At 59.6% G+C, this 22,726-nt stretch carries 29 protein-coding genes and 1 pseudogene; 15 read left to right on the forward strand and 15 right to left on the reverse strand.

The genetic code is table 11. The features are described from left to right. Positions 1-20: 20 nt before the first annotated feature. Both ACORQT_RS10230 and ACORQT_RS10235 read left to right on the forward strand, forming a co-directional pair. The gene (locus tag ACORQT_RS10230; RefSeq protein WP_033652064.1) at positions 21-473 is read left to right on the forward strand and encodes a GNAT family N-acetyltransferase; all 453 of its coding nucleotides are present in this window, start codon (positions 21-23) and stop codon (positions 471-473) included. A gap of 15 nt (positions 474-488) precedes the next feature. Beyond that, positions 489-1,193, forward strand: a pseudogene (locus ACORQT_RS10235) (GNAT family N-acetyltransferase). A 51-nt stretch (positions 1,194-1,244) separates the two neighbouring features. Here the strand turns inward: ACORQT_RS10235 and purB are convergent. Beyond that, positions 1,245-2,615 carry an adenylosuccinate lyase gene (gene purB / locus ACORQT_RS10240; RefSeq protein WP_033652066.1) on the reverse strand — a complete coding sequence of 457 codons (1,371 nt, stop codon included), beginning with the start codon at positions 2,613-2,615 and terminating at the stop codon, positions 1,245-1,247. Positions 2,616-2,637: 22 nt separating this feature from the next. Further along, complete coding sequence (hflD, locus tag ACORQT_RS10245; RefSeq protein WP_033642780.1) at positions 2,638-3,264, reverse strand: high frequency lysogenization protein HflD; 627 nt, start codon at positions 3,262-3,264, stop codon at positions 2,638-2,640. A 331-nt stretch (positions 3,265-3,595) separates the two neighbouring features. On the opposite strand from hflD, the gene kup reads away from it, so the two are divergent. Then, a complete protein-coding gene (gene kup / locus ACORQT_RS10250) occupies positions 3,596-5,464 on the forward strand; it encodes a low affinity potassium transporter Kup (protein ID WP_033642781.1) in 1,869 nt (622 codons plus the stop codon). A gap of 51 nt (positions 5,465-5,515) precedes the next feature. Here the strand turns inward: kup and mnmA are convergent, their stop codons facing one another. The 4 genes from mnmA to rluE all read right to left on the reverse strand — a co-directional run bounded on the left by mnmA (position 5,516) and on the right by rluE (position 8,166). Continuing rightward, a complete protein-coding gene (mnmA, locus tag ACORQT_RS10255) occupies positions 5,516-6,616 on the reverse strand; it encodes a tRNA 2-thiouridine(34) synthase MnmA (RefSeq protein ID WP_016928066.1) in 1,101 nt (366 codons plus the stop codon). Positions 6,617-6,722: 106 nt separating this feature from the next. After that, positions 6,723-7,169 carry an NUDIX hydrolase gene (locus ACORQT_RS10260; protein ID WP_025302526.1) on the reverse strand — a complete coding sequence of 149 codons (447 nt, stop codon included), beginning with the start codon at positions 7,167-7,169 and terminating at the stop codon, positions 6,723-6,725. A 9-nt stretch (positions 7,170-7,178) separates the two neighbouring features. Then, a complete protein-coding gene (locus ACORQT_RS10265) occupies positions 7,179-7,517 on the reverse strand; it encodes a lysozyme inhibitor LprI family protein (RefSeq protein WP_033652068.1) in 339 nt (112 codons plus the stop codon). Between the two features lie 22 nt (positions 7,518-7,539). After that, positions 7,540-8,166, reverse strand: a complete 627-nt coding sequence (gene rluE, locus ACORQT_RS10270; RefSeq protein WP_046686908.1) for a 23S rRNA pseudouridine(2457) synthase RluE — start codon at positions 8,164-8,166, stop codon at positions 7,540-7,542. Positions 8,167-8,297: 131 nt separating this feature from the next. Between rluE and icd the strand changes: the two genes are divergently transcribed. Then, on the forward strand, positions 8,298-9,551 hold the full coding sequence (gene icd / locus ACORQT_RS10275) for an NADP-dependent isocitrate dehydrogenase (RefSeq protein ID WP_015377612.1): 1,254 nt from the start codon (positions 8,298-8,300) through the stop codon (positions 9,549-9,551). A 75-nt stretch (positions 9,552-9,626) separates the two neighbouring features. Here icd and uspF read toward each other — a convergent pair whose 3' ends face one another. From uspF to ACORQT_RS10290, 3 genes are all read right to left on the reverse strand, one after another. Next, positions 9,627-10,076: a universal stress protein UspF gene (gene uspF, locus ACORQT_RS10280; protein ID WP_042784284.1), complete on the reverse strand. Its 450-nt coding sequence runs from the start codon at positions 10,074-10,076 to the stop codon at positions 9,627-9,629. Positions 10,077-10,293: 217 nt separating this feature from the next. After that, positions 10,294-10,521, reverse strand: a complete 228-nt coding sequence (locus ACORQT_RS10285) for a YgdI/YgdR family lipoprotein (protein WP_019454813.1) — start codon at positions 10,519-10,521, stop codon at positions 10,294-10,296. Between the two features lie 12 nt (positions 10,522-10,533). Next, positions 10,534-10,719 carry a YgdI/YgdR family lipoprotein gene (locus tag ACORQT_RS10290; protein ID WP_369825818.1) on the reverse strand — a complete coding sequence of 62 codons (186 nt, stop codon included), beginning with the start codon at positions 10,717-10,719 and terminating at the stop codon, positions 10,534-10,536. Between the two features lie 410 nt (positions 10,720-11,129). On the opposite strand from ACORQT_RS10290, the gene ACORQT_RS10295 reads away from it, so the two are divergent. Continuing rightward, positions 11,130-11,261 carry a hypothetical protein gene (locus ACORQT_RS10295; protein WP_444859398.1) on the forward strand — a complete coding sequence of 44 codons (132 nt, stop codon included), beginning with the start codon at positions 11,130-11,132 and terminating at the stop codon, positions 11,259-11,261. Positions 11,262-11,328: 67 nt separating this feature from the next. Further along, positions 11,329-11,568, forward strand: coding sequence for a cell envelope integrity protein TolA (gene tolA / locus ACORQT_RS10300; protein WP_444859399.1), 240 nt, complete (start codon positions 11,329-11,331; stop codon positions 11,566-11,568). 157 nt (positions 11,569-11,725) lie between these two features. On the opposite strand, the gene ACORQT_RS10305 is transcribed toward tolA, so the two are convergent. After that, positions 11,726-12,016 carry a hypothetical protein gene (locus tag ACORQT_RS10305; RefSeq protein WP_164057123.1) on the reverse strand — a complete coding sequence of 97 codons (291 nt, stop codon included), beginning with the start codon at positions 12,014-12,016 and terminating at the stop codon, positions 11,726-11,728. 146 nt (positions 12,017-12,162) lie between these two features. Here ACORQT_RS10305 and ACORQT_RS10310 point away from each other — a divergent pair, with 146 nt between their 5' ends. Next, positions 12,163-12,582: a GNAT family N-acetyltransferase gene (locus ACORQT_RS10310; RefSeq protein ID WP_164057122.1), complete on the forward strand. Its 420-nt coding sequence runs from the start codon at positions 12,163-12,165 to the stop codon at positions 12,580-12,582. Here ACORQT_RS10310 and ACORQT_RS10315 read toward each other — a convergent pair. Together ACORQT_RS10315 and ACORQT_RS10320 are read right to left on the reverse strand one after the other, a co-directional pair. Next, entirely contained in the window at positions 12,579-12,791 is a 213-nt protein-coding gene (locus ACORQT_RS10315; RefSeq protein ID WP_033652077.1) for a hypothetical protein, read from the reverse strand. The genes ACORQT_RS10310 and ACORQT_RS10315 overlap by 4 nt on opposite strands. Positions 12,792-12,883: 92 nt before the next feature. Further along, entirely contained in the window at positions 12,884-13,999 is a 1,116-nt protein-coding gene (locus ACORQT_RS10320; protein WP_033652078.1) for an AI-2E family transporter, read from the reverse strand. Between the two features lie 295 nt (positions 14,000-14,294). Between ACORQT_RS10320 and ACORQT_RS10325 the strand changes: the two genes are divergently transcribed. Continuing rightward, a complete protein-coding gene (locus ACORQT_RS10325; RefSeq protein WP_016928056.1) occupies positions 14,295-14,432 on the forward strand; it encodes a hypothetical protein in 138 nt (45 codons plus the stop codon). A 72-nt stretch (positions 14,433-14,504) separates the two neighbouring features. On the opposite strand, the gene ACORQT_RS10330 is transcribed toward ACORQT_RS10325, so the two are convergent. Beyond that, positions 14,505-15,716 carry an MFS transporter gene (locus tag ACORQT_RS10330; RefSeq protein ID WP_164057121.1) on the reverse strand — a complete coding sequence of 404 codons (1,212 nt, stop codon included), beginning with the start codon at positions 15,714-15,716 and terminating at the stop codon, positions 14,505-14,507. 232 nt (positions 15,717-15,948) lie between these two features. On the opposite strand from ACORQT_RS10330, the gene ACORQT_RS10335 reads away from it, so the two are divergent. The 5 genes from ACORQT_RS10335 (at position 15,949) to ACORQT_RS10355 (ending at position 20,323) form a co-directional block, all read left to right on the forward strand. Further along, positions 15,949-16,407: a hypothetical protein gene (locus tag ACORQT_RS10335; RefSeq protein ID WP_072627748.1), complete on the forward strand. Its 459-nt coding sequence runs from the start codon at positions 15,949-15,951 to the stop codon at positions 16,405-16,407. A gap of 98 nt (positions 16,408-16,505) precedes the next feature. Next, on the forward strand, positions 16,506-16,922 hold the full coding sequence (locus tag ACORQT_RS10340; RefSeq protein WP_033642793.1) for a DUF2000 domain-containing protein: 417 nt from the start codon (positions 16,506-16,508) through the stop codon (positions 16,920-16,922). 72 nt (positions 16,923-16,994) lie between these two features. Beyond that, complete coding sequence (locus ACORQT_RS10345; RefSeq protein ID WP_089191586.1) at positions 16,995-18,026, forward strand: LacI family DNA-binding transcriptional regulator; 1,032 nt, start codon at positions 16,995-16,997, stop codon at positions 18,024-18,026. Positions 18,027-18,212: 186 nt separating this feature from the next. Beyond that, the gene (locus ACORQT_RS10350) at positions 18,213-19,136 is read left to right on the forward strand and encodes a TIM barrel protein (RefSeq protein WP_089191587.1); all 924 of its coding nucleotides are present in this window, start codon (positions 18,213-18,215) and stop codon (positions 19,134-19,136) included. A gap of 14 nt (positions 19,137-19,150) precedes the next feature. Next, complete coding sequence (locus ACORQT_RS10355) at positions 19,151-20,323, forward strand: Gfo/Idh/MocA family protein (protein WP_089191588.1); 1,173 nt, start codon at positions 19,151-19,153, stop codon at positions 20,321-20,323. 13 nt (positions 20,324-20,336) lie between these two features. Here the strand turns inward: ACORQT_RS10355 and ACORQT_RS10360 are convergent, their stop codons facing one another. Continuing rightward, entirely contained in the window at positions 20,337-20,687 is a 351-nt protein-coding gene (locus tag ACORQT_RS10360) for a GFA family protein (protein WP_033652085.1), read from the reverse strand. Between the two features lie 141 nt (positions 20,688-20,828). Here ACORQT_RS10360 and ACORQT_RS10365 point away from each other — a divergent pair, with 141 nt between their 5' ends. Next, positions 20,829-21,038: a hypothetical protein gene (locus ACORQT_RS10365; protein WP_004941260.1), complete on the forward strand. Its 210-nt coding sequence runs from the start codon at positions 20,829-20,831 to the stop codon at positions 21,036-21,038. Between the two features lie 205 nt (positions 21,039-21,243). Beyond that, the gene (locus ACORQT_RS10370; RefSeq protein WP_033642796.1) at positions 21,244-21,888 is read left to right on the forward strand and encodes a Qnr family pentapeptide repeat protein; all 645 of its coding nucleotides are present in this window, start codon (positions 21,244-21,246) and stop codon (positions 21,886-21,888) included. 9 nt (positions 21,889-21,897) lie between these two features. Here ACORQT_RS10370 and ACORQT_RS10375 read toward each other — a convergent pair whose 3' ends face one another. Then, positions 21,898-22,296 carry a hypothetical protein gene (locus ACORQT_RS10375; RefSeq protein ID WP_084587960.1) on the reverse strand — a complete coding sequence of 133 codons (399 nt, stop codon included), beginning with the start codon at positions 22,294-22,296 and terminating at the stop codon, positions 21,898-21,900. Positions 22,297-22,726 lie beyond the last annotated feature (430 nt).

Consider the following 22,726-nt stretch of genomic DNA (forward strand, 5'->3'; position numbering starts at 1 on the left):
TCTTAACCCCGTGAGGCGCTATGAACCCATCAAATCGTGAAGTGACTATCCGCAGAATCAATGGCGACGACAGAGCGCAATGGCTGGCGTTGTGGCAGGGCTATCTCGACTTCTACCGCGCCGACGTGGCGCCGCAGGTGACCGACCGCACCTTCGAACGGTTGGGGCAGGATGAACAGGTGTACGGGCTGGTGGCGGAGGATGCCGACGGCCGGCTGCTGGGGCTGATGAACCTGGTATTCCATCCGTCCACCTGGAGCGCGGTGGGCTATTGTTATATCGAAGATCTTTATGTGTCGCCGCAGGCGCGCGGTCATAAAGTGTCGGAAAAACTGTTCGAACAGGCGTATCGGCTGGCGGAGGCGCGCGGCAGCGATCGGGTCTATTGGATGACTCAGGAGTACAACGCGCCGGCGCGTTCGCTGTACGACAAAATCGGCAGAAGAAGCTCGTTTATCGTTTATACCCGTTAACCGCAGGAGGCGCGTATGGCAATGAATCGTTATGGTCAGCCGATTGGCGAACCGATGCCGGATTGGCAGCCGGCTCGCCGCCCGGGCGGCGCAACGCTCGGCGGGCGTTTCTGTTCACTGGCGCCGCTCGAGCCGCAGCGGGATTACGCCGCGCTGTACGATGCTTTCCAGTTGGCGCCGGACGGCCGCGACTGGACCTATCTGTCTATCGAACGGCCCGATACGCCGGCGGCGATGCTGCAGCATCTGGAGACGCTGCAGGCCAACCCGGGGCTGGTCAATCTGACGGTGTTCGACGCCGCCAGTGACGCGCCGGTGGGGACGGTGGCGCTGATGCGCATCGACGAGGCCAATGGCGTGCTGGAGATCGGCCACGTCAGCTGGTCGCCGTTGATGAAACAGCGCTCCAGCGCCACCGAAGCCATCGCGCTGCTGCTGCGCTACGCCTTTGATACGCTGGGCTACCGCCGCTGCGAATGGAAGTGCGACAGCCACAACGCGCCGTCGCGCTAGGCCGCGCTGCGCTTTGGTTTCCGTTACGAGGGCAACTTCCGCTTTGCGGTGATCGTCAAGGGGCGCAGCCGGGATACCGACTGGTTCGCCATCACCGCCGACCGTTGGCCGATGGTGCGGCAGGCGCTGGAGCGTTGGCTGAGTGCCGAGAACTTCGATGCGCAGGGGCGGCAGATAGCCCGGCTGCAGGTGTTGCGCGGCGAATAATAAGCAACAAGGCGGCCCGCGGGCCGCCTTGTCGTTGTGGGTCTAACGCGCTTACTTCAGCTCGTCGACCAGGGTGGTGGCGCGGCCGATGTAGTTGGCCGGGGTCATCGCCTTCAGACGGGTTTTCTCTTCTTCCGGCAGCGCCAGACCGTCGATGAACGCCTGCATGCCGGCGGCGTCCACGCGCTTGCCGCGGGTCAGCTCTTTCAGCTTCTCGTAAGGCTTCTCGATGCCGTAACGACGCATCACGGTCTGGATCGGTTCGGCCAGCACTTCCCAGTTGTGATCCAGTTCGTCCAGCAGGTGCGCCTGGTTCACTTCCAGCTTGCTGATGCCCTTCAGGGTGGCCTGATAGGCGATCAGCGCATAGCCCAGGCCCACGCCCAGGTTACGCAGCACGGTGGAATCGGTCAGGTCGCGCTGCCAGCGGGACACCGGCAGTTTGCCCGCCAGGTGGCCCAGCACGGCGTTGGCCAGGCCCAGGTTGCCTTCGGAGTTTTCGAAGTCGATCGGGTTGACCTTGTGCGGCATGGTGGAGGAGCCGATTTCGCCGGCGATGGTCTTCTGCTTGAAGTGGTTCAGGGCGATGTAGCCCCAGATGTCGCGGTCGAAGTCGATCAGAATGGTGTTGAAACGCGCTACGCAGTCGAACAGCTCGGCGATGTAGTCATGCGGTTCGATCTGGGTGGTGTACGGGTTCCAGGTGATGCCGAGCGAGGTCACGAACGCTTCGCTGAACTGATGCCAGTCCACTTCCGGGTAGGCGACGATGTGGGCGTTGTAGTTGCCGACCGCGCCGTTGATTTTACCCATGATCTCCACGCGCTCCAGCTGGCGGTACTGGCGCTCCATGCGGTAAGCCACGTTGGCGAACTCTTTGCCGACGGTCGACGGCGTAGCCGGCTGGCCGTGGGTGCGCGACAGCAGCGGGATATCGCGGTATTCCAGCGCCAGCCCTTTCAGCGCATCGATGATTTTACGCCAGTAAGGCAGCACCACGTCCTGACGAGCGCTTTGCAGCATCAGCGCGTGCGACAGGTTGTTAATGTCTTCGGAGGTGCAGGCGAAGTGGATGAACTCGGACACCGCGTGCAGCGCAGGCACCGCCGCCACTTTTTCCTTCAGGAAATACTCGACCGCTTTCACGTCGTGGTTGGTGGTGCGCTCGATGGTTTTGATGCGCTGAGCGTCTTCTTCGTTGAATTCAGCGACGATTTTGTCGAGGAAAGCGTTTGCGTCGGCGTCAAAAGCGGGAACTTCCTTGATTTCTGCGCAGGCGGCCAGTTTTTGCAGCCAACGTACTTCAACCTGTACGCGGAATTTCAGCAGACCGTATTCGCTGAAAATGGGGCGCAGTGCGCTGACTTTATCACCGTAGCGTCCATCAACGGGGGAAACGGCGGTCAGTGAGGATAATTCCATCGGTAGCAACTCCTGGGATCGATTAACAATGAGCAACGATATTTTGCGCCTGCTTGAACAGACGATTACGGGAAAACATTAACTGCAGGCGGCTGCCGCCGACCTGTTGCCACAGCACGGCGGCGCGAATGCCGGCCAGCAGCGTGGCGCGAACTTTGGCCTGCACCTGCGGGTTCTGCAAGATCGCCGGTGAGCCGGTCACCTGGATGCGCGGCCCGAGCGGGCTGACCACGTCGACATAAATGCCGGCCAGCGCGCTGATGATGGTGTCCGACTCAAGATCGAAGTGCGCCAGCTGGCGTTCCAGCTGGCCGAGGCGTTCGCCGAGCGTGTTCATCGCCTGTTTGTTGGCGTTGAGCTTACGCTCCAGCACCATCAGGCTGATGGTGTAGCGGGTCAGTTCCGCGCCCGGCCCTTTGTTGTTGGCGTTAAGCACGCCCATCAGGGTTTCGAGGCCGACCATCAAATTGCGCTCCTCGCCGCCGAACACCGCCAGCGTAGAGGGTGGGTCCATCTGCAGCAGGCTTTTCAGCGAGGTGTGAAACGCTTCGCGGTCGCATTGCCCTTCATGGGCCAATTGCTGAACCAAACGCGCCGACTGGCTGATACCCGCCATGGCCAGCGTGATGTCATAATAATTCTTCGCCACGATGACTCCTGTAAACGCGGTGAACGGTACATGGCTTACTGTATAAGGTTGTGCGTATCGCCAGGGTAACGGCGGCGGCCGCGAACGGTAACGATCGGGCGTGGCTGTAACAACGATGACAACGAATGCCGCGGATCATGCCATAAAATTGAGGGTAAACCCAGCGTCTAATACGCCTGTGGCGAGGCGGATGCGCCGTGCGGCGCAGAACTGCGCAAATAGACGGCGAAAATCGCCGGTGGCGCGGCACGAACTTATTGTTGCGGCGGCAAATAAAGTGCGGCGGCTGCATCTATACTGCCAACGTGACCCCTCAAATAAAGACCTTTATATGCACGTAAAAAACAAGCAGCCGCTGCCGGCGGTGACGCTGGCGGCCATCGGCGTGGTGTACGGCGATATCGGCACCAGCCCGCTGTATACCCTGCGCGAATGCCTGACGGCGGAAGAAGGGATCACCCTGACGCCGACGTCGATCTACGGCTTTCTGTCATTGATTTTCTGGCTGTTGACGCTGGTGGTGTCGATCAAATACGTCTGCTTCGTGATGCGCGCCGACAACGACGGTGAAGGGGGAATTCTGACGCTGATGTCGCTGGCGATCCGCAAGCTGGATGCGCGCTGGGTGCCGGCGGCGGTGCTGGTCGGGCTGGTGGGCGGCAGCTTCTTTTATGGCGATGGGGTGATTACCCCGGCCATTTCGGTGCTCTCGGCTATCGAAGGCCTGCAGATTATTGCCCCCGAGCTGGACAGCTTTATCGTGCCGCTGTCGCTGCTGGTGTTGACCGCGCTGTTCGCGATCCAGAAACACGGCACCGGCAGCGTCGGCAAACTGTTCGCCCCGGCGATGGTCATCTGGTTCCTGACGCTGGCGCTGCTCGGCATCGGCGGCATTTTGCATCACCCCGGCGTGCTGCGGGCGCTGAACCCTTACTGGGCGGTGAATTTCTTCCTCGAGTACAAGGCAGTGTCGTTCTTCGCGCTGGGCATGGTGGTGCTGTCGGTCACCGGCGCCGAAGCGCTGTACGCCGACATGGGCCACTTCGGCAAAAAACCGATCCGCCTGGCGTGGTTTACGCTGGTGGCGCCGGCGCTGGTGCTGAACTACTTCGGCCAGGGGGCGCTGCTGTTGGCCAACCCGGCGGCGATCAATAACCCGTTCTTCCTGCTGGCGCCCACCTGGGCGCTGATCCCGCTGCTGGTGATCGCCACGTTGGCGACGGTGATCGCCTCGCAGGCGGTGATCTCCGGCGTCTTCTCCCTGACGCGCCAGGCGGTGCGGCTGGGCTACCTGCCGCCGATGCGCATCATCTATACCTCCGATCAGGAGTCCGGGCAGATCTACATTCCGGTGGTGAACTGGCTGTTGTTCGCGGCGGTGTTGATCGTGATTATCAGTTTTAAACACTCCAGCAACCTGGCCTCGGCTTACGGCATCGTGGTGACCGGCACCATGCTGCTGTCGTCGATTTTGCTGAGCATCGTGGCGGTGAAAAACTGGGGCTGGCCGCGCTATCTGGGTGGGCTGATGCTGCTTGCCATGCTGTGCATCGACGTGCCGCTGTTCGGCGCCAACCTGATCAAACTGGCGACCGGCGGCTGGCTGCCGGTGGCGCTGGGGTTGATCATTCTGCTGATCATGCTGACCTGGAAGACCGAGCGCTCGCGCCTGATCCGCCGGCTGCGCGACAACCAGGAAGGGCTGACCGCGCTGATCGAGTCGCTGGAGAAGGCGCCGCCGAAGCGGGTGCCGGGCACCGCGGTGTTTATGGAGCGCACGCCGCATGCGGTGCCGCTGGTGCTGCTGCATAACCTGAAGCACAACAAGGTGTTGCATGAGCGCGTGGTGCTGCTGACTATCGTGACTACCGACATGCCGTATGTGCACAACGTGCAGCGGGTGGCGATCGAACAGCTGTCGACGAGCTTTTGGCGGGTGGTGGCGAGCTACGGCTGGCGCGAAACACCCAACGTGACGGATATCCTTTATCGCTGCGGCCTGGAGGGGATGAGTTTCACCATGAACGAGACCTCGTTCTTCATGTCGCGCGATACGCTGGTATTGGGCAAGCGCCCCTGGTATCTGCGCGTACGCGGCAAGGTGTTCCAGCTGTTGCAGCGCAACGCGCTGCGGGCGCCGGATCTGTTCGAAATCCCGCCAAACCGGGTGATCGAACTGGGGGCGCAGGTGGAATTCTGAATAAAAAAAACGCTGCGGTAAACGCAGCGTTTTTCTTGGGCGGCAGGCGAACTACGCCAGGCGCTGTTCGATGATGCCGCCGCCGAGGCAGATTTCGCCCTGGTAGAACACCGCCGACTGGCCGGGGGTGACGGCAGAGACCGGCTCGTCGAAACGCACTTCGATGCGTTCGTCGTCGAGCGGGGTCACGGTGCAAGGGATGTCCTGCTGGCGATAGCGGGTCTTCACCGTACAGCGGAACGGGCCGGTCAGCGGCAGGCGATCAACCCAGTGCAGCTGCTGCGCGATAAGGCCGACTGACATCAGGCGCGGGTGATCGTGCCCTTGCGCGACCACCAGCACGTTATTGGCCACGTCTTTATCCACCACGTACCACGGATCTTCGCTGCTGTCTTTCAGGCCGCCGATGCCTAACCCTTTGCGCTGGCCCAGGGTGTGATACATCAGGCCCTGGTGTTCACCGACGGTCTGGCCGTCGACGCTAACGATCGGGCCCGGCTGCGCCGGCAGGTAGCGGCCGAGGAAGTCGCGGAATTTGCGCTCGCCGATAAAGCAGATGCCGGTGGAGTCTTTCTTCTTGGCGGTGACCAGCTCCAGTTGCTCGGCGATGCGGCGCACCTCCGGCTTCTCCAGTTCCCCAACCGGGAACAGGCTTTGCGCCACCTGCTCGTGGCTCAGGGTATAGAGGAAGTAACTCTGATCTTTGTTGCCGTCGACGCCGCGCAGCAGGCGGCTTTTGCCGTCCACGTCCTGGCGGCGCACGTAATGGCCGGTGGCGATGAAATCGGCCCCCAGGTCTTCAGCGGCGAACTCCAGGAAGGCTTTGAATTTGATTTCTTTATTGCACAGGATGTCCGGGTTGGGCGTGCGGCCGGCCTTGTACTCTTCCAGGAACAGCTCAAACACGTTGTCCCAGTATTCCGCCGCAAAGTTCACCGTGTGCAGTTCGATGCCTAGCTTGTCGCAGACCGCTTGCGCGTCGGCCAGATCGGTCGCGGCGGAGCAGTACTCTTCGTCGTCGTCTTCTTCCCAGTTTTTCATGAACAGCCCAGCGACCTGATAGCCCTGTTGCTGTAACAGATAGGCGGTAACGGAAGAGTCGACGCCGCCGGACATACCGACGATTACTTTTTTCTGGCTGTTGTCTGACATGGGGATCTCACGAACTTGAACACGAACCGTGCTGATAAAAACAAGCGCAGGATTTTACCACGTTGCCCGCGCCGGCGCACTGTTCATCTTGTGCTGCCCGGCGCCCTTAAAACGGCCAGGCGAAGCTGCCGACCAGCGACAGCGGGTAGCGCTCCGGCTGCTGGTAGCTGCGAATGCTCTCGGCCACCAGCGCGGAACGCAGGTTGGGCGCCTGCAAAATCTCGTCGGCGCTCAACCACAGGCAGCGATCGATATCGCTGTCGTGCGGCTCGGTCGGCAGCGGCTGTTCCAGCTCGATGACGAAGCAAAACCGCAGGAACGGCGTGCGATCCGGCGCAATCCATTGGTGCAGACGTAAAAACGCCTGCGGCGTGGCGCGGATGCCGGTCTCTTCCCACAGCTCGCGCTCGGCGGCCTGCACCAGCGTCTCGTCGGCCTCCAGGTGGCCGGCCGGCTGGTTCCACAGCGCTTTGCCGTTGATGGTCTCTTCGACCACCAAAAATTTGCCGGCGGCGTGCACTACGCAGGCCACGGTGACGTGCGGTTTGAACATGCGGTCTCCTTACAGCGGTTTGTCGATGCGCCGATAGATATCGTCCAGCTCGGCGATGCGGGTGCGGTAGCTTTTGAGCAGACAGGCGGTGTCGCCACCGCAACGCTGGCGTTTTGCCAGCCAGGCCTGCTGGCTGTCCTGCATCGCGCCGCGCGCGCCCATGGCGAACAGGCCGCGCAGCAATTGGTATTGGGTGGCCATTTGCACATCCAAATCGTTCAGCGTGCGGTTGGCGCAGATGGCTTGCTCATCGCGGCTTGCCGCCTTGGCGCAGTCGAAGCTGGCGGCCTGGGCGGCGAACGGGGCCGCCAGAGCGGCGAGCAGCAGCGCGATCGGCGTGGATTTCATGGCGCCTCCATCAGTTATCGGTCTACAGAGAATCGATGCTTTTCCATTCACCAGGCTGCAGTGAGCCCAGCGAAAGATTACCCATACTGTAGCGAATCAGGCGCAGGGTAGGGAACCCGATATGCGCCGTCATGCGACGCACCTGGCGGTTTCGCCCTTCGAACAGGGTGATTTTCAGCCAACTGGTGGGGATGGATTTACGTTCGCGGATCGGCGGGTTGCGCGGCCACAGCCACTGCGGCTCGGCTACCAGCTCCACCCCGGCGGGCAGCGTGGGGCCGTCTTTCAGCGTAACGCCGCAGCGCAATGGCGCCAGATCGCTTTCCTGCGGCGCGCCCTCGACCTGCACATAGTAGATTTTGCCGGTGCGCTTGCCCGGCTGGGTGAGCTGCGCCTGCAGCTGGCCGTCGTTGGTCAGCACCAGCAGCCCTTCGCTGTCGCGATCCAGGCGCCCGGCGGCGTAAACGTCGGGGAAGGGGATGTACTCTTTCAGCGTGGCGCGGCCGGCTTCATCGGTGAACTGCGGCAGCACGTCGAAGGGCTTGTTGAATAACACAATTCGACGCGGCCCCTTCGGCGCGGCGGGTTTGGCGGCATTCGGCTTGCTGAATCGTTTAACGTTGTGATTTCTAACAGAGAATTTTTTCATAACAGTTGAGATTACGGATGATAAGCGCATTATAACCGAATCCGTTTCGGATTGGCGCGGACCGAATATTCAAGTAGTATCTACACGCATCTTACAAAGCATTAACAAAATTGCGCTTGAAGGAGAGGTTGATGGAAAGCAAAGTAGTTGTTCCGGCAGAAGGTAAAAAAATCACGGTTGACGCCCAGGGTAAACTGGTTGTTCCTCATAACCCGATCATCCCGTTCATCGAAGGCGACGGCATCGGCGTTGACGTGACTCCTGCCATGATCCACGTGGTTGATGCGGCTGTTAAAAAGGCTTACCACGGCGAACGTAAAATCTCCTGGATGGAAATCTACACCGGCGAAAAATCTACCCACGTTTACGGTAAAGACGTGTGGCTGCCGGACGAAACTCTGGACCTGATCCGCGACTACCGCGTCGCCATCAAAGGCCCCCTGACCACCCCGGTCGGCGGCGGCATCCGTTCTCTGAACGTGGCCCTGCGCCAGCAGCTGGACCTGTACGTGTGCCTGCGCCCGGTGCGTTACTACCAGGGCACCCCAAGCCCGGTGAAACAGCCTGAGCTGACCGACATGGTGATCTTCCGCGAAAACGCCGAAGACATCTACGCCGGCATCGAGTGGAAAGCCGGCTCCGCCGAAGCGGACAAAGTGATCAAATTCCTGCGCGACGAAATGGGCGTGAAGAAAATCCGCTTCCCGGAGCAGTGCGGTATCGGCGTGAAGCCATGCTCTGAAGAAGGGACCAAGCGTCTGGTGCGCGCGGCGATCGAATACGCCATCACCAACGACCGTGACTCCGTGACCCTGGTTCACAAAGGCAACATCATGAAGTTCACCGAAGGTGCCTTCAAGGATTGGGGTTATGAGCTGGCGCGTGAAGAGTTCGGCGGCGAGCTGATCGACGGCGGCCCATGGCTGAAGATCAAGAACCCGAACACCGGCAAAGAGATCGTGGTTAAAGACGTGATCGCCGACGCCTTCCTGCAGCAAATCCTGCTGCGCCCGGCGGAATACGACGTGATCGCCTGTATGAACCTGAACGGCGACTACATCTCCGACGCCCTGGCGGCCCAGGTAGGCGGTATCGGCATCGCGCCGGGCGCCAACATCGGCTCTGACTGCGCGCTGTTCGAAGCGACTCACGGCACCGCGCCGAAGTACGCCGGCCAGGACAAAGTGAACCCAGGCTCCATCATCCTGTCCGCAGAGATGATGCTGCGCCACATGGGTTGGTTCGAAGCGGCTGACCTGATTGTTAAAGGCATGGAAGGCGCCATCGCCGCCAAGACCGTGACCTATGACTTCGAACGCCTGATGGAAGGCGCTAAACTGCTGAAATGTTCAGAGTTTGGCGACGCTATCGTTAAACACATGTAAGTGTGTTTTAGCGCTTGAATGAGAGCGGGAGCCTTAGGGCTCCCGTTTTTTTATTGTTCAAATGAGCAAGCGATTTTAAGCGTTAGCCGATTCACGCACGACCAGCACCGGGCAATTGGCGTGGCGCACCACCGCGGTGGCATTCGAGCCGAGGAGGTAAGTCATTGCAGAAGGGCGGTTGGAGCCCATCACAATAATCTCCGCGTTAAGCGCATCGGCGAGTTCCAGGATCTGATCTTTGGGATCGCCGACGGCGACATGCGTGGTCACTCGATCCTCGGGTACGCTGAATTGTTTTGCCGCTTTCGCCAGCCCCTCGGTCGCTATCGCAATGGTTTCATCTTTGGTTTCCACCGCCGCCGTGGCGGCAAAGCCGAAGGCCGCGTAGGTGGCGCGCGACGGGATCACCGCCAGGAAATGGACGTGGGAGTCTTCGAGCCTGGCGAGCGCGTTGACATGCGGGATGACCTGCTGTGTTAATTCCGGCTCGGTAATATCCACGGGAACCAAAATAGTTTTGTACATACTCCCTCCTTATCGTTTTAAAAAACTCCACTTATCAGATTATAGCCGTTCGACGCCGGGAAAGGGGAGATCCGTATGGCAAACCTGGCAACGTTGTCTGCTGAAATGTCAGGCGTTTATCGACGTTATCGTTAAACGCCAATGGGCGCGCTTACTGTTTGAATAGAAAGGGAGCCATCGGCTCCCTTTGTTTTAGCAGGCTCAGATTATCGGAACCTTAATGAGGGATTTCCGACACCTCTTTGACTTCCGTCTTGTTGATTTGCTGTTTGACGCCATTGGCGTCGGTATACCCGATCAACCCGGCAGAAGTCTCTTTCGGTTTGCCGTCACTGATGATCGTTCGGCCATCGTGGGTATGAATAGCGTAGCTGGTGCGTGTGCAGCCTGACAGTGCGGCGATGGCAACCAGGGCGATCGCGGGAAGAACAAGCGCTTTTTTCATTTGTAGCTCCTTTTAGTTATCCAACTCACTCATGTTTGCAATCTGGTCTCGATTGATCTGTTCCGTTTTGCCCGTTTCAGCATTTCGATAGGAGACCAATCCGGTATCTTTATCGATCTGGGGCTTGCCGTCGGTAACAATGGTTTTGCCGTCCGTCGTTTTGATCGCCTGATTGGAAGCGCAGCCCACCAGAGACATCAATGCTGTTGCCGCCAGCAGCGCGGCAAAGGGGCGTTTGCTTTTCATACCTACCATCTTGGTTACTTAAACAAATTTAATATCAGGAAAGTAAGTATAGGCAGATTTTCCAGATTGCCAGGGTTGAAAGCGCTTCTAATGGGATAAAAAATTAAGAATAACTTAATTTATTGATGGAGTGATTACTCGTTCGGATAACAAGGTTATCGATAGGTCAGGGTTTTCAGCTGTACGCCCCGCCTGGGGCGCTATGGCTTCATGTCATCATCGGCCCACGATTCTCCGCATGCCGATGCTTGATACTCGCAATGTCTCTGGCGGTTTGGCGTTAATTCTGTATAAGTATGCGCCGGGGATCTTGTCGAATACCACGTTGATTTTGGCTGATAGTCATCCATAAGGACAGGGATATGAAAATCACGCATTCAGGCTTTAAAACCGGCGCCGCCACATTATTGGCGGCGATGCTCGCGCTGGCATTAACGGGGTGTGCCAAGAGCACCGCCCCCAGCCAAACCGATCCGGTGAAAAAAAGAGGTTGACGATCTTTTCGCCAACCTTGGCAACCCAAAGGCGCCGGGAAAAGAGAAAGAACACTATATCGCCCAGTTGCAGGCCGCGATTCAAAGCCATTTGAAAGATGCCGAAGCCTACTCAGGCAAGCGTTGCACATTGAGCATCAAGCTGGCGCCGGACGGTATGCTGATCAGCATTCGGGCTGAACAAGGGGAACCGGAACTTTGCCAGGCCGCGATCAAAGCAATCGCCAATGCGCGTCTGCCTAAGCCGCCAACGACCGCGGTTTACGAAGCGGTCAAAAGCAGCACGTTGGAATTTCGCCCGCAGTGAAAATAAACGACACTGCGATGCCAGACAATTAAACCAAAGTCACAGGCCGTATTTTCATGCGGCCTGTGAGTATTGGGTTGTGCAATATTTCGTATAGCGCTTCCTCATGCTAAAGCCCGTTTTTTCGGCATTATTTCACGGCATGTGGCGCCACTCTCTACCGATACATCATCGCGCTCACGCGCTCGCTTCGGTCTTTAAAACCGTTGCTGCGCATCGTTACCACATAGTAGCGATAGTGGTGTTTCTGTGCGTATTCGCGCACCAGATCTTCGGCGAACAGGCCGCTGAAGGTGACGGTGGTGACGAACGTCAGCCCTTTCACTTCGTAGGTGCCGATCTCTCGCGGGGTGCCGATATACGGCGGCGGGAACACGGTTTTGTGGAACTGGCAGCCGGCCAGCAGCAGGGTAAACAGCAGGGCGGCGGAGATTTGCGGTATTCTCATCGGGAAATGCTTTCCTTCCTTGGCGTGTGTTTTGGTAACTCTATAATAGGATTACAAAATTCGACCGGGATGTAAAAACTATCCCGCCGCGGTTGCCGTTTCGTTGATGCGGTATCGCCGTTATCCATCAGCATGAGGATTAAAACATGTTTGTTCGCCAGGCCACCGACAGCGATGCCGCAGCCCTGATCGCCCTCGACAGCGTCGCCGAATACGAGCCGCAGCGCGCGGCGCAGATCCGCGCCTGGTGCGGGCAGGGCGTCTGTTATCTTGCCGAGGAGCAGGGCATGGCGATGGGATACGGTGTGCTGCACTATCACTTCTTCGGCTGCGGCTTTGTGGAGATGCTGATGGTCGGCGAGCGCTATCGCCGCCGGGGCGTCGGGCAGGCGCTGATTGCGGCGCTTAAGTTGCACTGCCGGCACCCGAAGCTGTTCACCTCCACCAATCATTCCAACCTGCCGATGCAGCGGCTGCTGTTGAACGCCGGGTTTGTCGCCAGCGGCCAGATTGACAATCTCGATGACGGCGATCCGGAGCAGGTCTTTTTCATCCCGCTGCGCTAATACAGCCGGACATCCACCGCCTGCTGTTGCAGCCAGGTGCTGACGTAGCCATAAGCGGCATAGAAGGCCAGCAGCGCGAAGATCAGCACGGAAAGCGAGGCCAAAAATTTGACGTCGCCCTGCTTCGAAAGCTGGTAAGCGCAAGAGATAAAGGCCAGCAGGCACAGCAGGGTGAAGGCGATGGCCAGCGTGGCGTAGAGAATAAGCATAACGAAACCCGTTCTTCCTTGTGAGCGCGGCAAGGATACCACAGACAAAAAAGGGGCCCAAACGGGCCCCGGTGCGATACGGCGCGAGAGGTTTACTCCGCCGCGTCGGGATGATTCTTGCCTTCTTCGATGAATTCTTCGTCGATCTCTTCGATGTTTTCCTTGCTGTCGCGGCCGGACAGGATGTTCCAGCAGGCGATGAACAGCGCGGCGATCAATGGCCCGATGACGAAGCCGTTAATGCCGTAAATCTCCATGCCACCCAGGGTGGAGATCAGGATCAGGTAGTCCGGCATTTTGGTGTCTTTGCCTACCAGCAGCGGGCGCAGAATGTTGTCCACCAGGCCGATTACGACCACGAAGAACACCACCAGGAAGATGCCTTTCCACAGCATGCCGGTGGCGAAGAAGTAGATCACTGCCGGCACCCAGATGATGGCTGAGCCCACGGCGGGGATGATCGACAGGAACGCCATCAGCGCGCCCCACAGCAAGCTGCCGTCGATGCCGGTAAAGTAAAACGCCAGCCCGCCGAGCGCGCCTTGCACCACGGCGACCACCACCGTGCCCTTGACGGTGGCGCGGGAGACGGCGGCGAACTTCACGAACAGGTGGTGCTTCACGTGCTGTGAGAGCGGCAGCGCTTCGAGCGCCAGGTTCACCAGGTACGGGCCGTCTTTCAGCAGGAAGAACAGCAGGTAGAGCATCACGCCGAAGCCGACGACGAAATTGAAGGTGCCTTTGCCGATCAGGAACACGCTGCCCGCCAGGTATTGCCCGCCCTTGAGCGCCACCTCGGAAAGTTGTTTTTGGATCTCGGCGGCGCTGTTGAGGTTATGTTCCGCCAGGAAGCGCTGCGCCCAGCCGGGCAGATGACGCATGAAGTCCGCCAGCATGGTCGGCAATTGGCTGTTGTTGGTCTGCAGCTTGGTGTAAATCATGTTGAATTCCATCGCCAGCGATGAGGCGATGATCGCTAACGGCGTGAACACGATCAGGCAGATCAGCGCCACCGTCAGCAGCGACACCACGCCGTTGCGTTCGCCGACGTACTGCTTCAACTTCTTTTTCACCGGATGGAAAATCACCGCCAGAATAACCGCCCACAGCACCGAGGAGTAATAAGGCCCCAGCACGTCGAGAAAGGCGGCGGTAACGATGAACAGGATCAGAATAAAGAATCCCTTGGAAATGCCTTTAGACATCATAGTCGTCCCTCAAAAGATGAATTTTCAGCATAGATGAACTGAATGAAAACAACACTATCATTACCTTTGCTTATCCGGTAGGGGATTTTTAACGGCGTATTCCATAGGGTTACTAAGGGGAAAGGAGGGCGCCGCGCGAGGCTCAGGCGGCAGCGCAAGGAAAGAAAGAACGCTAAATAGTTAACAAAATTTATTGATTGTGTTTCATTTTGTGTGTTGCGCTTGCCCCCTGCGCCAGGCTTTTCTAGTGTTGATGAGGGCGGCCGTTCGCCCGATACCACGCAGGAGTATGCAAATGACAGAACACAAACGACTTGCCGTTATCGAAAAGGCATTGCTGATCGCTTTCGCCGGTCTGCTGATTTATCTTGTTGCGACCGGCGCCTTGTCATTGTCGGGCTTGGATCATCACTGGCCTTATCCTTCACGATAAGCACGCACCCGCACCAGGGAATATTCAGCACCGCTAATAATAAATAGAACCCCCTTTCTCATTAATGCACCATTACGCCGCATTGCGCGGCCCGCGGCGAAAAATCAGCGCCAATCCCGCCCCTGACACCGCCGCCGCCAGCACCAGCCAAGCCGGCGCCGCCCAACCGGCCGCGGCCACGATGGCGCTCAGCGCGACCGGGCCGATCACCTGGCCGAGGTAGTTCCCCTGCATCACCAACCCCAGACTCAGCGGCAGCAGCGTGGGCTCTGGCGTCGCCGCCGGCGTGGCGGCCAGAAGCGTCGCGGGCAGCATGCCGGCGATGGCGCAGAACAGGAAGCACAGCGGGATCAGCAGGCCATTGGGCGTCATCGGCAGGAAAATGCCGATGCCAAAGATGCCGATAACCAGGCTGGTGGCCGCGAGCAGGCTCCCGGCCCGCAGACCGCGCGACAGCAAGAACCCGGCGGCGAGATTGCCGAGGATATTGACGGCCACCGCCGCCGCGCTGATGCCGCCGGCGGCCGCCAGCGTCAGATCGATGCGCTGCATCAGAAAGATCGGTAAAAAGGTCATCACCGAGAAAAACTGCAGGTTATAAGCGGTGAACATCAGCGCCAGCAACAGCGGCTGGCGCGCCCGCAGCATCGCGCCCAGCGCTTGCCGCAGCGGCAACGGCGGAGCGTGCGCGTCGGCGGCGCGGCGCGGCGTGGTCAGCGGCAGCAGCAGCGCGGCCAGCAGCGTCAGCGCCGCACCGGCCTGCCAGTTCTGTTGCCAGCCCGCCAGGTGAGGGCCGAAAAACAGCGAAATGGCGATGCCCGCCGGCATGAAGGTGCTCCAGATGCCGAACACCAGGCTGCGCTGCGCCGGGGCGACGATGCGGTTCAGCACCGCCGGCGATGCGACCACCACGATGACGAAGCCGAGGCCTTCGACAAAGCGGCTGACGATCAAGCCGCTGAAGTCGTGCAGCGTGGCGCCGGTAAAGCTGGCGGCGCTGACGATCAGCAATCCCAGCGCCAGCAGGCGCCGATCGCCCCAGCGGCGCACCAGCAGCCCGGCGGCGATGCCGCCGAACACCCCGACGAAAGGAAACGCCGAGATGACCCAGCTTAGCGTCTCCAGTGAACGGCCAAACTCGGCCTGCAGCGCCGGCAAGGCAATGGTGGCCTTGCCCACGTGCAGCGCCGCGGCGATGCCGGCGAACAGCACATTGATGACGGCTAGCCAGGGCGTGGCGGCGGGGGAAACGCGGTCAATGGCGTCCGGTTTAATCGCAGTCATAACACTCTCCAGTGGCGGTAACGCCCTCACTATGCGTCTGCGCTACGACAGAAGTCGTTCAAATGCTGCGCTGTCACGCGGGGAAATTATTCATTTCGAGCTTTATTTTGCGCGCCTCGTTGTTTGGTTCGCCAGCGTGCCGCCCTGCGTGGACGCGGGTGCCCGTTCAGCGGTTTACTGTTCCGGCACGCAGCGAGCGTGCCCGATCAATTTTATTTATAAGGAGCAGTGTATGTCAGAGATGATGAATGAAAACGGAGCGCCGGTGATGGAGTGGAGCTACGGCGGCCGGGGTGACGATATCAGCAGCAGCCTGACCTTCGACACGGTAGAGGAACAGCCGCATGGCTTCCTGATGACGGTCGATCGGCCGGTTCAGATCTTCAAAGAGGCGCTGTCGCCGCTGATGGCCTTTGTCACGCTGCTGCGCCCGCTGTATGTGAAGACGGGCGAGGGATTCCAGTTCGTGCCGGTCTCCAACCCCTGGACCGACGTGCAGCGCCTGCCGCCAAGCGCCGGTTATCTGGGCGTGCAGGTCAACGCCGGCCTGTTCTTCCACGGGGCCAAACCGACGCACTATAAAGATCGCGACGGCCAGATGAAACCGATCGACGGCGGCACTGTCCTGCAGAACATCACCGTGCTGCATCAGGTGGCGCAGCCGCAGGGCCCGGGCGAAGGCGGGATCTGAGGCTGAAACGTTATCACGGGGCCGGACGCGGCCCTTATCTCGCCTTGAAAACCGCCCTTGGCTTGGGTAAAAAGGGTTGTCTATTCAAGGAGAAGAGTATGTACAGCGACAACGAGAAAAAATTCTACATCATCCTCAACCGCAACCACGAACCGGCCACGCTGTTTAACGCCTCCTGCCATCTGACGGCGGGCATCACCGATCTTATCGAGCAGCGCGAGTTTCACCACTACCCGAGCAGCCTCGACGGCGTCAGCGCCAATATGAGCCATTACCCGATCGTCATCCTGCAGGCCAAGAACAGCAGCCAGCTCAGCAACCTTATCCTCAAATGCAAGGAGGAGGGCGTGCTGGCCAACTTCTTCACCACCACCATGCTGTCGCATTCCGCCGAGCAGCAGATCGCCGACACCGCCAATACCCCCTACGAGCAGTTGGACTTCGTAGCGGTAGCGCTCTACGGCGACACTGAACAGCTTAAGCCGCTCACCAAGAAGTTCTCCGTCTACCGTTAATCGCGAACGGCGTCACATCAGGGGCGGCAACGGCTATGATATTTTTCCATCAAATCGTTGATGGAGATGAACATGAGCGGCAAGAAAACCACCATGGCGGCCATCGCCAGAGAGGCGCGGGTCGGCATCGCCACCGTCGATCGGGTGATCAACCAACGCGCGTCGGTGCGGCCCGCCACCCAGCGCCGGGTGATTGAGGCGGCGAAAAAGTTGGGGTTCGCGTTGGAGAAGTCCCACTGCCTGTCGGCGGTGCTGGGCAGGCCGGAGCGCCGCCTGAGAATGGGGTTTATCCTGCTGCGGCGTGAACACTCTTTCTATGCGCAACTGGCTGATGAACTGATGGCGCAAGCGGCGCCGTATCATGAGCCGGGTCAGCCGCCGCAGTTCATCTTCCACTCTCTCAATGCCATCGGCGACACCGCCGCCGCCATTAGCCAATTGAGCCGCCAGGTGGAAGCGATCGGCGTGCTGGCGCTGGATCATCCCCTGATCCACTATGCCGTAGAAGAAGCCGCCCAGGCGGGCATCAACGTTTTCGCGCTGCTGTCGGATTTATCGGTGCCCAGCCGCGCCGGCTACATCGGTCTGGATAATCAAAAAGCGGGCCGCACCGCCGGCTGGGCGGTGGATCGTCTGTGCCGGCGTCAGGGCGACGTCGGCGTGATCATCGGCGACAACCGTTTTACTTGCCAGGAAGCCTGCGAGATCGGTTTTCGCTCCTACCTGCGTGAGCAGATGAGCGGCCAGCGAGTGCTGGAACCGGTGCGCAGCCTTGAGGACGCGGAAACGGCGCGCCGGGTCACGCGTGAACTGCTGGCGAACCACCCGGAACTGGCGGCGCTTTACGCGCCGAGCGGCGGTGTGGAGGGTATTATTCAGGCGTTGCGAGAGAGCGGCCGGCAGCGCGACATCACGCTGGTGTGCCACGGCCCGGTGCAGGGCGGTGAAATGGCGCTGCTCGACGGCACGGTGGATCTGCTGCTGTGCCACCGCATTCCCGAATTGGCCGCCACGATCGTCGAGACGTTTCTCGCCGCCGATGAACAACCGGGATTACGCCACATCATTAATCGCTTCGATGTGATCACCAAAGAAAACCTCTGACGGCCGCTGAGTGGTGGTTGCCGAGGTCAGGGCGCAGCCAGGCGCCGCCTGGATTTGATTAAAAACTATCAAATAATTTATCAAAAATAGCGCGATCTCTATCAAAAAATAAAATTTTCATTATTGATGATTTTGGAATTTTTGTTTGATACTGCCGGCATTCCCCGCAAAAAAGGAGCCGTCGCCATGACTTTGCCTATCGCCAATGCGCCCTGCAGTTGGGGCGTGGATGATCCTAACAACCCCCATTTGCCGCCCTATGCCACGGTTCTGCAAGAAGCGTCGGCGGCCGGCTACCGCAGCATCGAGCTGGGGCCGTGGGGCTATCTGCCGACGCAGAGCGAGGCGCTGTGTGCCGCGCTGGAGCAGCATCGCCTGTCGCTGGTGGCCGGTACGATTTTTGACGATCTGGTCAGCGAGGCGAACATTGAGCGCCTGCTGGCCCTGACTCATCGGATATGCCGCAACCTCTCGCGGGCGCCCAGGGCGGAGCCGACCGAGGGCGATCGCGCCGCGCCGCCGTTCTTGGTGATTATCGATTTCGGCAATCCGCAACGCGCCAGGTTCGCCGGGCGTTCAGATTTAGCGCCGCGTTTGTCGCAGGGGGAGTGGCAGAGGATGATCGGGCACATTACGCGCATCAGCGAACTGGCCTGGCGGGAATACGGTGTGCGGCCGGTGGTGCATCCGCACGCCGGCGGCTGCATCGAGTTCGCCGACGAAATCGACCGGTTGGCGGCGGACATTCCGCATCACACCGCCGGATTGTGCCTGGATACCGGCCATCTGTATTACGCCGGGCTGGACCCGGCTGCCTGGCTGAGCAAGCACTTTGAGCGTCTCGATTATCTGCACTTCAAAGACGTCGATCCGCAGGTGTTCCGCGAGGTGCTGGCGTGCGGCGTCGATTTTTTCACCGCCTGTGCCGAGGGTGTCATGTGCCCGTTGGGCAGCGGGGCGATCGATTATCCGCAGCTGCGCGCGCTGTTGGCCGAGCGCGGATACCGGGGCTGGATCACTATCGAGCAGGAGCGCGATCCGCGCAATGTGCAGGGCAGCCTGCAGGACGTCACCGCCAGCTTGCGCTACTTGCGCGGCCTCGGCTTTTAATCAGGAGAAACACGATGATCAACGGCAGCAAACCTTTGGCCAGATCGTTGCGCTGGGGCATGGTCGGCGGCGGCGGCACCAGCCAGATCGGTTACATCCACCGTTCGGCGGCCTTGCGCGACGGCGCGTTTACTCTGTTGGCCGGCGCGTTCGACATTGACGCCGAACGCGGGCGTGATTTTGGCCGGAGTCTGGGCGTGGCGGCGGAGCGCTGTTATGCGGATTATGCCGAGATGTTCCGCGCCGAAGCCGCGCGGGCGGACGGCATCGAAGCGGTCTCGATCGCCACGCCGAACAACACCCATTACGCCATTTGCCGGGCGGCGCTGGAGGCGGGATTGCACGTGGTATGCGAGAAGCCGCTGTGTTTCAGCGTCGAAGAGGCGCAGGCGCTGGCGGCGCTGTGCGAGCGGCAGCGCAAAGTCATCGGCGTGACCTACGGCTATGCCGGGCACCAGATGATTTTGCAGGCGCGGCAGATGATTGCCGATGGCCGGCTGGGGGAAATTCGGCTGGTGAATATGCAGTTCGCCCACGGCTTTCACGCCGCGCCGGTGGAGCAGGATAATCCCAGCACTCGCTGGCGGGTCGATCCGCGCTTTGTCGGCCCCAGCTATGTGCTGGGCGATCTGGCGACCCACACGCTGTTCCTGGCGGAAACCATGGCGCCGCAGCTGAAGATCCGGCGGCTGCTCTGCAGTCGACAAAGCTTTGTGCCGTCGCGTGCGCCGTTGGAGGACAACGCCTATGTGCTGATGGAGTATCACAACGGCGCCATCGGCTCCGTGTGGGCTTCGGCGGTCAACTGCGGTTCGATGCACGGCCAAAAGGTGCGCATTGTCGGTGAAAAGGCCAGCCTGGAGTGGTGGGATGAACAACCCAATCAGCTGCGCTTCGAAGTGCAGGGCGAGCCGGTGCGGCTCCTGGAGCGCGGCATGCCGTATCTCGCCGCGTCGGCGCTGGCGGACGATCGCATCGGCGGCGGCCATGCGGAGGGGCTGTTTGAAGCCTGGTCGAATCTCTACCGCCGCTTCGCGCTGGCGATGGACGCCACCGATCGGCGCGACGCGGCCTTCCTGGCCGACTTCTGGTACCCGGACGTGCAGGCCGGCGCGCTGGGCGTGAAGTGGGTGGCGCGCTGCGTGCAATCCGCCGAAACCGACGCCGGCTGGGTCGCCTTCGACTGAGCGCGCGATTCGCTCAGACGCTGGCCCCGTCGTAGCGGTGGATCTGTAACGCATCCAGCGCGACGTCAGGCACGCAGCGCAGGTTAACGGCGCACATCGCGGCGCCGTCCGGCGCGGTGCCGTAGGCGAAGGGCTGGGCTCCGCAGACTCGGCAGAACTGATGGCGGATCCGGTGCTGATTGAAGGTATAGGCGCTGAGTTGATCTTCACCGCTGCGCAGCGTGAAGGCCGCGAGGGGAAAGAACGACAGCAACAGCCCCTTGCGGCGGCAGATCGAGCAGTTGCAGCTGAGGGCTTCGGTCGGCAGTTCGGCGTCTACGGAGAAGGTGACGGCGCCGCAGTGGCAGCTTCCCTGGAATGACATGGCGGTGATCCTGTGGCAGGAGGGCGGGTTTGCCCAGTATAGTGCAATTTATCGCCATTCGGCCGCGCCGGGCGCGGTTTCCTTAATAAATGCACGGTTTTCTGGTAGGTTAAGGTTTAACGTCATCAAAAGGAGATCGCGATGTTAGAGCATTACTATCCGGCAAACATGGGCGCCGAACCGGTCACGGACGAACAGCACAAGCGGCTGGTGGCGGTGCAGGCGGCACTGGAGCTTATCAAGGCTACGCTGTCAGACACCAACGATGGCAACGGCGTGGATTTCCAGTTGAAGGCGGCGGAGAAGCATATCGGCCCGATGGCCGACGCTATTCAGGAAGCCCTGAAGTAACGGTTCGCCGTCACGTCAACCGCCCGTATCGGGCGGTTTTTTTTTTGCGCCGATTACTGCGGTCTTTTACGACGCCAGCGGCTCAAGCCATCATCAGGTGCTCGTTCATATTCCGCTCTCGCGCCTTTGCTCGACGGCGGTTGCCAACCGCGCCGGAATAGGATTAAATGCCGCACTGACTGTATAAATAAACAGGGGTGTTGCAATGAGCCTGGCGCTGAAGGGTGAGAAGATCGCGCGTAACCGCTTTACCGGCGAAAAAATTGAAAACGGCAGCTTTATGCTGTGTGATTTTTCGGGCGCCGATCTGACCGGCACCGAATTTATCGGCTGTCAATTTTACGATCGCGAGAGCCGACAGGGCGGTAACTTCAGCCGCGCGATCCTGAAAGACGCGAGTTTTAGAAGCTGCGATTTATCGATGGCCGATTTCCGCCACGTTGACGCATTGGGGTTGGAGATCCGCGAATGTCGCGCGCAGGGAGCAGATTTTCGCGGCGCCAGCTTTATGAATATGATCACCAGCCGCACCTGGTTTTGCAGCGCCTATATCACCAAGAGCAACCTGAGCTACGCCAATTTTGCCAAAGTGGTGTTGGAGAAATGCGAGCTGTGGGAAAACCGTTGGCACGGCGCGCAGGTGCTCGGCGCCAGCTTCAGCGGCTCCGATCTGTCCGGCGGCGAATTCTCCGGTTTTGACTGGCGCGCCGCCGATGTCACCCAGTGCGATCTGAGCAACGCGGAACTGGGCGAGTTGGATTTGCGCACCACCGATCTGCAGGGCGTTAAAATGGACAGTCACCAGGCCGCTCAACTGCTGGAGCGGCTGGGGATCGCAATCATCGGCTGAAGGGGAGGGTTAGCGCGATGGTTGGGCAAATAAGCGATTGAACGCTTGATCCGCGTCCACGGGAATGCGGCGTTGCATTACCGGGATAGTGAAACGCGGATCGCGCACAAAGTGCCGAGCTTGCTCGTTGAGCGGCACGACGGCGATCGCCAGATTGTCGTTAGCCTGCATGACGCCTTCCTGCTCGAACAAGGCGAATACCGGCGCGTGGCGCGCGTTGCCCAATGAGCAAGCCGAAATCCAATAATCGCCGTCTTGGGCAAATTTGCACTGCGCCGCTTGCGGGCCAATCGCGCTGATTTGTTTGGCTATCAAGGCGTTCGCGTTTTCCACATAGCTTGGCGGTGCCGGCTGGCAGCCCGCCAAACTGAGCGTCAGCGCCGTCAGCATCAGTGTTCTTTTGCCCATCATAGCCATCCTTGAGGTCATTTCCTGTAAAGTAAAATAATTATCCTAACAACGATAATGCGCCAGTGTCGAGAACAGATTGATTTATTAAGCTTTTATTTCTCTTTCATGACGATTAAGCGGTTTTCTTCAGTGTTATAGCAGGGAGTAGTTTCGCGTGAAGGGAAGAGCAGAACGCGGAATCGGCGGCTGTTTGCGCGTTCATGATCGGCCCCGGCGCGGCGAGTCCAATCGTTCGTTATTTTTCACCCCGAACGCCGCGCCGAAAACCCTGAGCTGGCGGCAGATGTAGGCGGTGCTTTGCGGTAATAAATTTATGAGGCAGATGAATATAATTTAAAATATATCTTGCTTAAATAATTTAGCTGTGTGTAAATAGCGTCATCGGTTTGTAGTACAGACCTTATGAAAGCAGTTTTAGTAAAGCAGT

The sequence above is a fragment of the Serratia sp. (in: enterobacteria) genome (assembly GCF_052400455.1).
Taxonomy (GTDB): domain Bacteria; phylum Pseudomonadota; class Gammaproteobacteria; order Enterobacterales; family Enterobacteriaceae; genus Serratia; species Serratia ureilytica.

Bases quoted from the DNA above. Each gene is read 5' to 3' on its own strand.
- ACORQT_RS10230 (WP_033652064.1), top strand. From the start codon at position 21: ATGAACCCATCAAATCGTGAAGTGACTATCCGCAGAATCAATGGCGAC.
- purB (WP_033652066.1), bottom strand. From the start codon at position 2,615: ATGGAATTATCCTCACTGACCGCCGTTTCCCCCGTTGATGGACGCTAC.
- kup (WP_033642781.1), top strand. From the start codon at position 3,596: ATGCACGTAAAAAACAAGCAGCCGCTGCCGGCGGTGACGCTGGCGGCC.
- mnmA (WP_016928066.1), bottom strand. From the start codon at position 6,616: ATGTCAGACAACAGCCAGAAAAAAGTAATCGTCGGTATGTCCGGCGGC.
- ACORQT_RS10260 (WP_025302526.1), bottom strand. From the start codon at position 7,169: ATGTTCAAACCGCACGTCACCGTGGCCTGCGTAGTGCACGCCGCCGGC.
- ACORQT_RS10265 (WP_033652068.1), bottom strand. From the start codon at position 7,517: ATGAAATCCACGCCGATCGCGCTGCTGCTCGCCGCTCTGGCGGCCCCG.
- rluE (WP_046686908.1), bottom strand. From the start codon at position 8,166: ATGAAAAAATTCTCTGTTAGAAATCACAACGTTAAACGATTCAGCAAG.
- icd (WP_015377612.1), top strand. From the start codon at position 8,298: ATGGAAAGCAAAGTAGTTGTTCCGGCAGAAGGTAAAAAAATCACGGTT.
- uspF (WP_042784284.1), bottom strand. From the start codon at position 10,076: ATGTACAAAACTATTTTGGTTCCCGTGGATATTACCGAGCCGGAATTA.
- ACORQT_RS10285 (WP_019454813.1), bottom strand. From the start codon at position 10,521: ATGAAAAAAGCGCTTGTTCTTCCCGCGATCGCCCTGGTTGCCATCGCC.
- ACORQT_RS10290 (WP_369825818.1), bottom strand. From the start codon at position 10,719: ATGTCTCTGGTGGGCTGCGCTTCCAATCAGGCGATCAAAACGACGGAC.
- ACORQT_RS10295 (WP_444859398.1), top strand. From the start codon at position 11,130: ATGAAAATCACGCATTCAGGCTTTAAAACCGGCGCCGCCACATTATTG.
- ACORQT_RS10305 (WP_164057123.1), bottom strand. From the start codon at position 12,016: ATGAGAATACCGCAAATCTCCGCCGCCCTGCTGTTTACCCTGCTGCTG.
- ACORQT_RS10310 (WP_164057122.1), top strand. From the start codon at position 12,163: ATGTTTGTTCGCCAGGCCACCGACAGCGATGCCGCAGCCCTGATCGCC.
- ACORQT_RS10315 (WP_033652077.1), bottom strand. From the start codon at position 12,791: ATGCTTATTCTCTACGCCACGCTGGCCATCGCCTTCACCCTGCTGTGC.
- ACORQT_RS10320 (WP_033652078.1), bottom strand. From the start codon at position 13,999: ATGATGTCTAAAGGCATTTCCAAGGGATTCTTTATTCTGATCCTGTTC.
- ACORQT_RS10325 (WP_016928056.1), top strand. From the start codon at position 14,295: ATGACAGAACACAAACGACTTGCCGTTATCGAAAAGGCATTGCTGATC.
- ACORQT_RS10330 (WP_164057121.1), bottom strand. From the start codon at position 15,716: ATGACTGCGATTAAACCGGACGCCATTGACCGCGTTTCCCCCGCCGCC.
- ACORQT_RS10335 (WP_072627748.1), top strand. From the start codon at position 15,949: ATGTCAGAGATGATGAATGAAAACGGAGCGCCGGTGATGGAGTGGAGC.
- ACORQT_RS10340 (WP_033642793.1), top strand. From the start codon at position 16,506: ATGTACAGCGACAACGAGAAAAAATTCTACATCATCCTCAACCGCAAC.
- ACORQT_RS10345 (WP_089191586.1), top strand. From the start codon at position 16,995: ATGAGCGGCAAGAAAACCACCATGGCGGCCATCGCCAGAGAGGCGCGG.
- ACORQT_RS10350 (WP_089191587.1), top strand. From the start codon at position 18,213: ATGACTTTGCCTATCGCCAATGCGCCCTGCAGTTGGGGCGTGGATGAT.
- ACORQT_RS10355 (WP_089191588.1), top strand. From the start codon at position 19,151: ATGATCAACGGCAGCAAACCTTTGGCCAGATCGTTGCGCTGGGGCATG.
- ACORQT_RS10360 (WP_033652085.1), bottom strand. From the start codon at position 20,687: ATGTCATTCCAGGGAAGCTGCCACTGCGGCGCCGTCACCTTCTCCGTA.
- ACORQT_RS10365 (WP_004941260.1), top strand. From the start codon at position 20,829: ATGTTAGAGCATTACTATCCGGCAAACATGGGCGCCGAACCGGTCACG.
- ACORQT_RS10370 (WP_033642796.1), top strand. From the start codon at position 21,244: ATGAGCCTGGCGCTGAAGGGTGAGAAGATCGCGCGTAACCGCTTTACC.
- ACORQT_RS10375 (WP_084587960.1), bottom strand. From the start codon at position 22,296: ATGGGCAAAAGAACACTGATGCTGACGGCGCTGACGCTCAGTTTGGCG.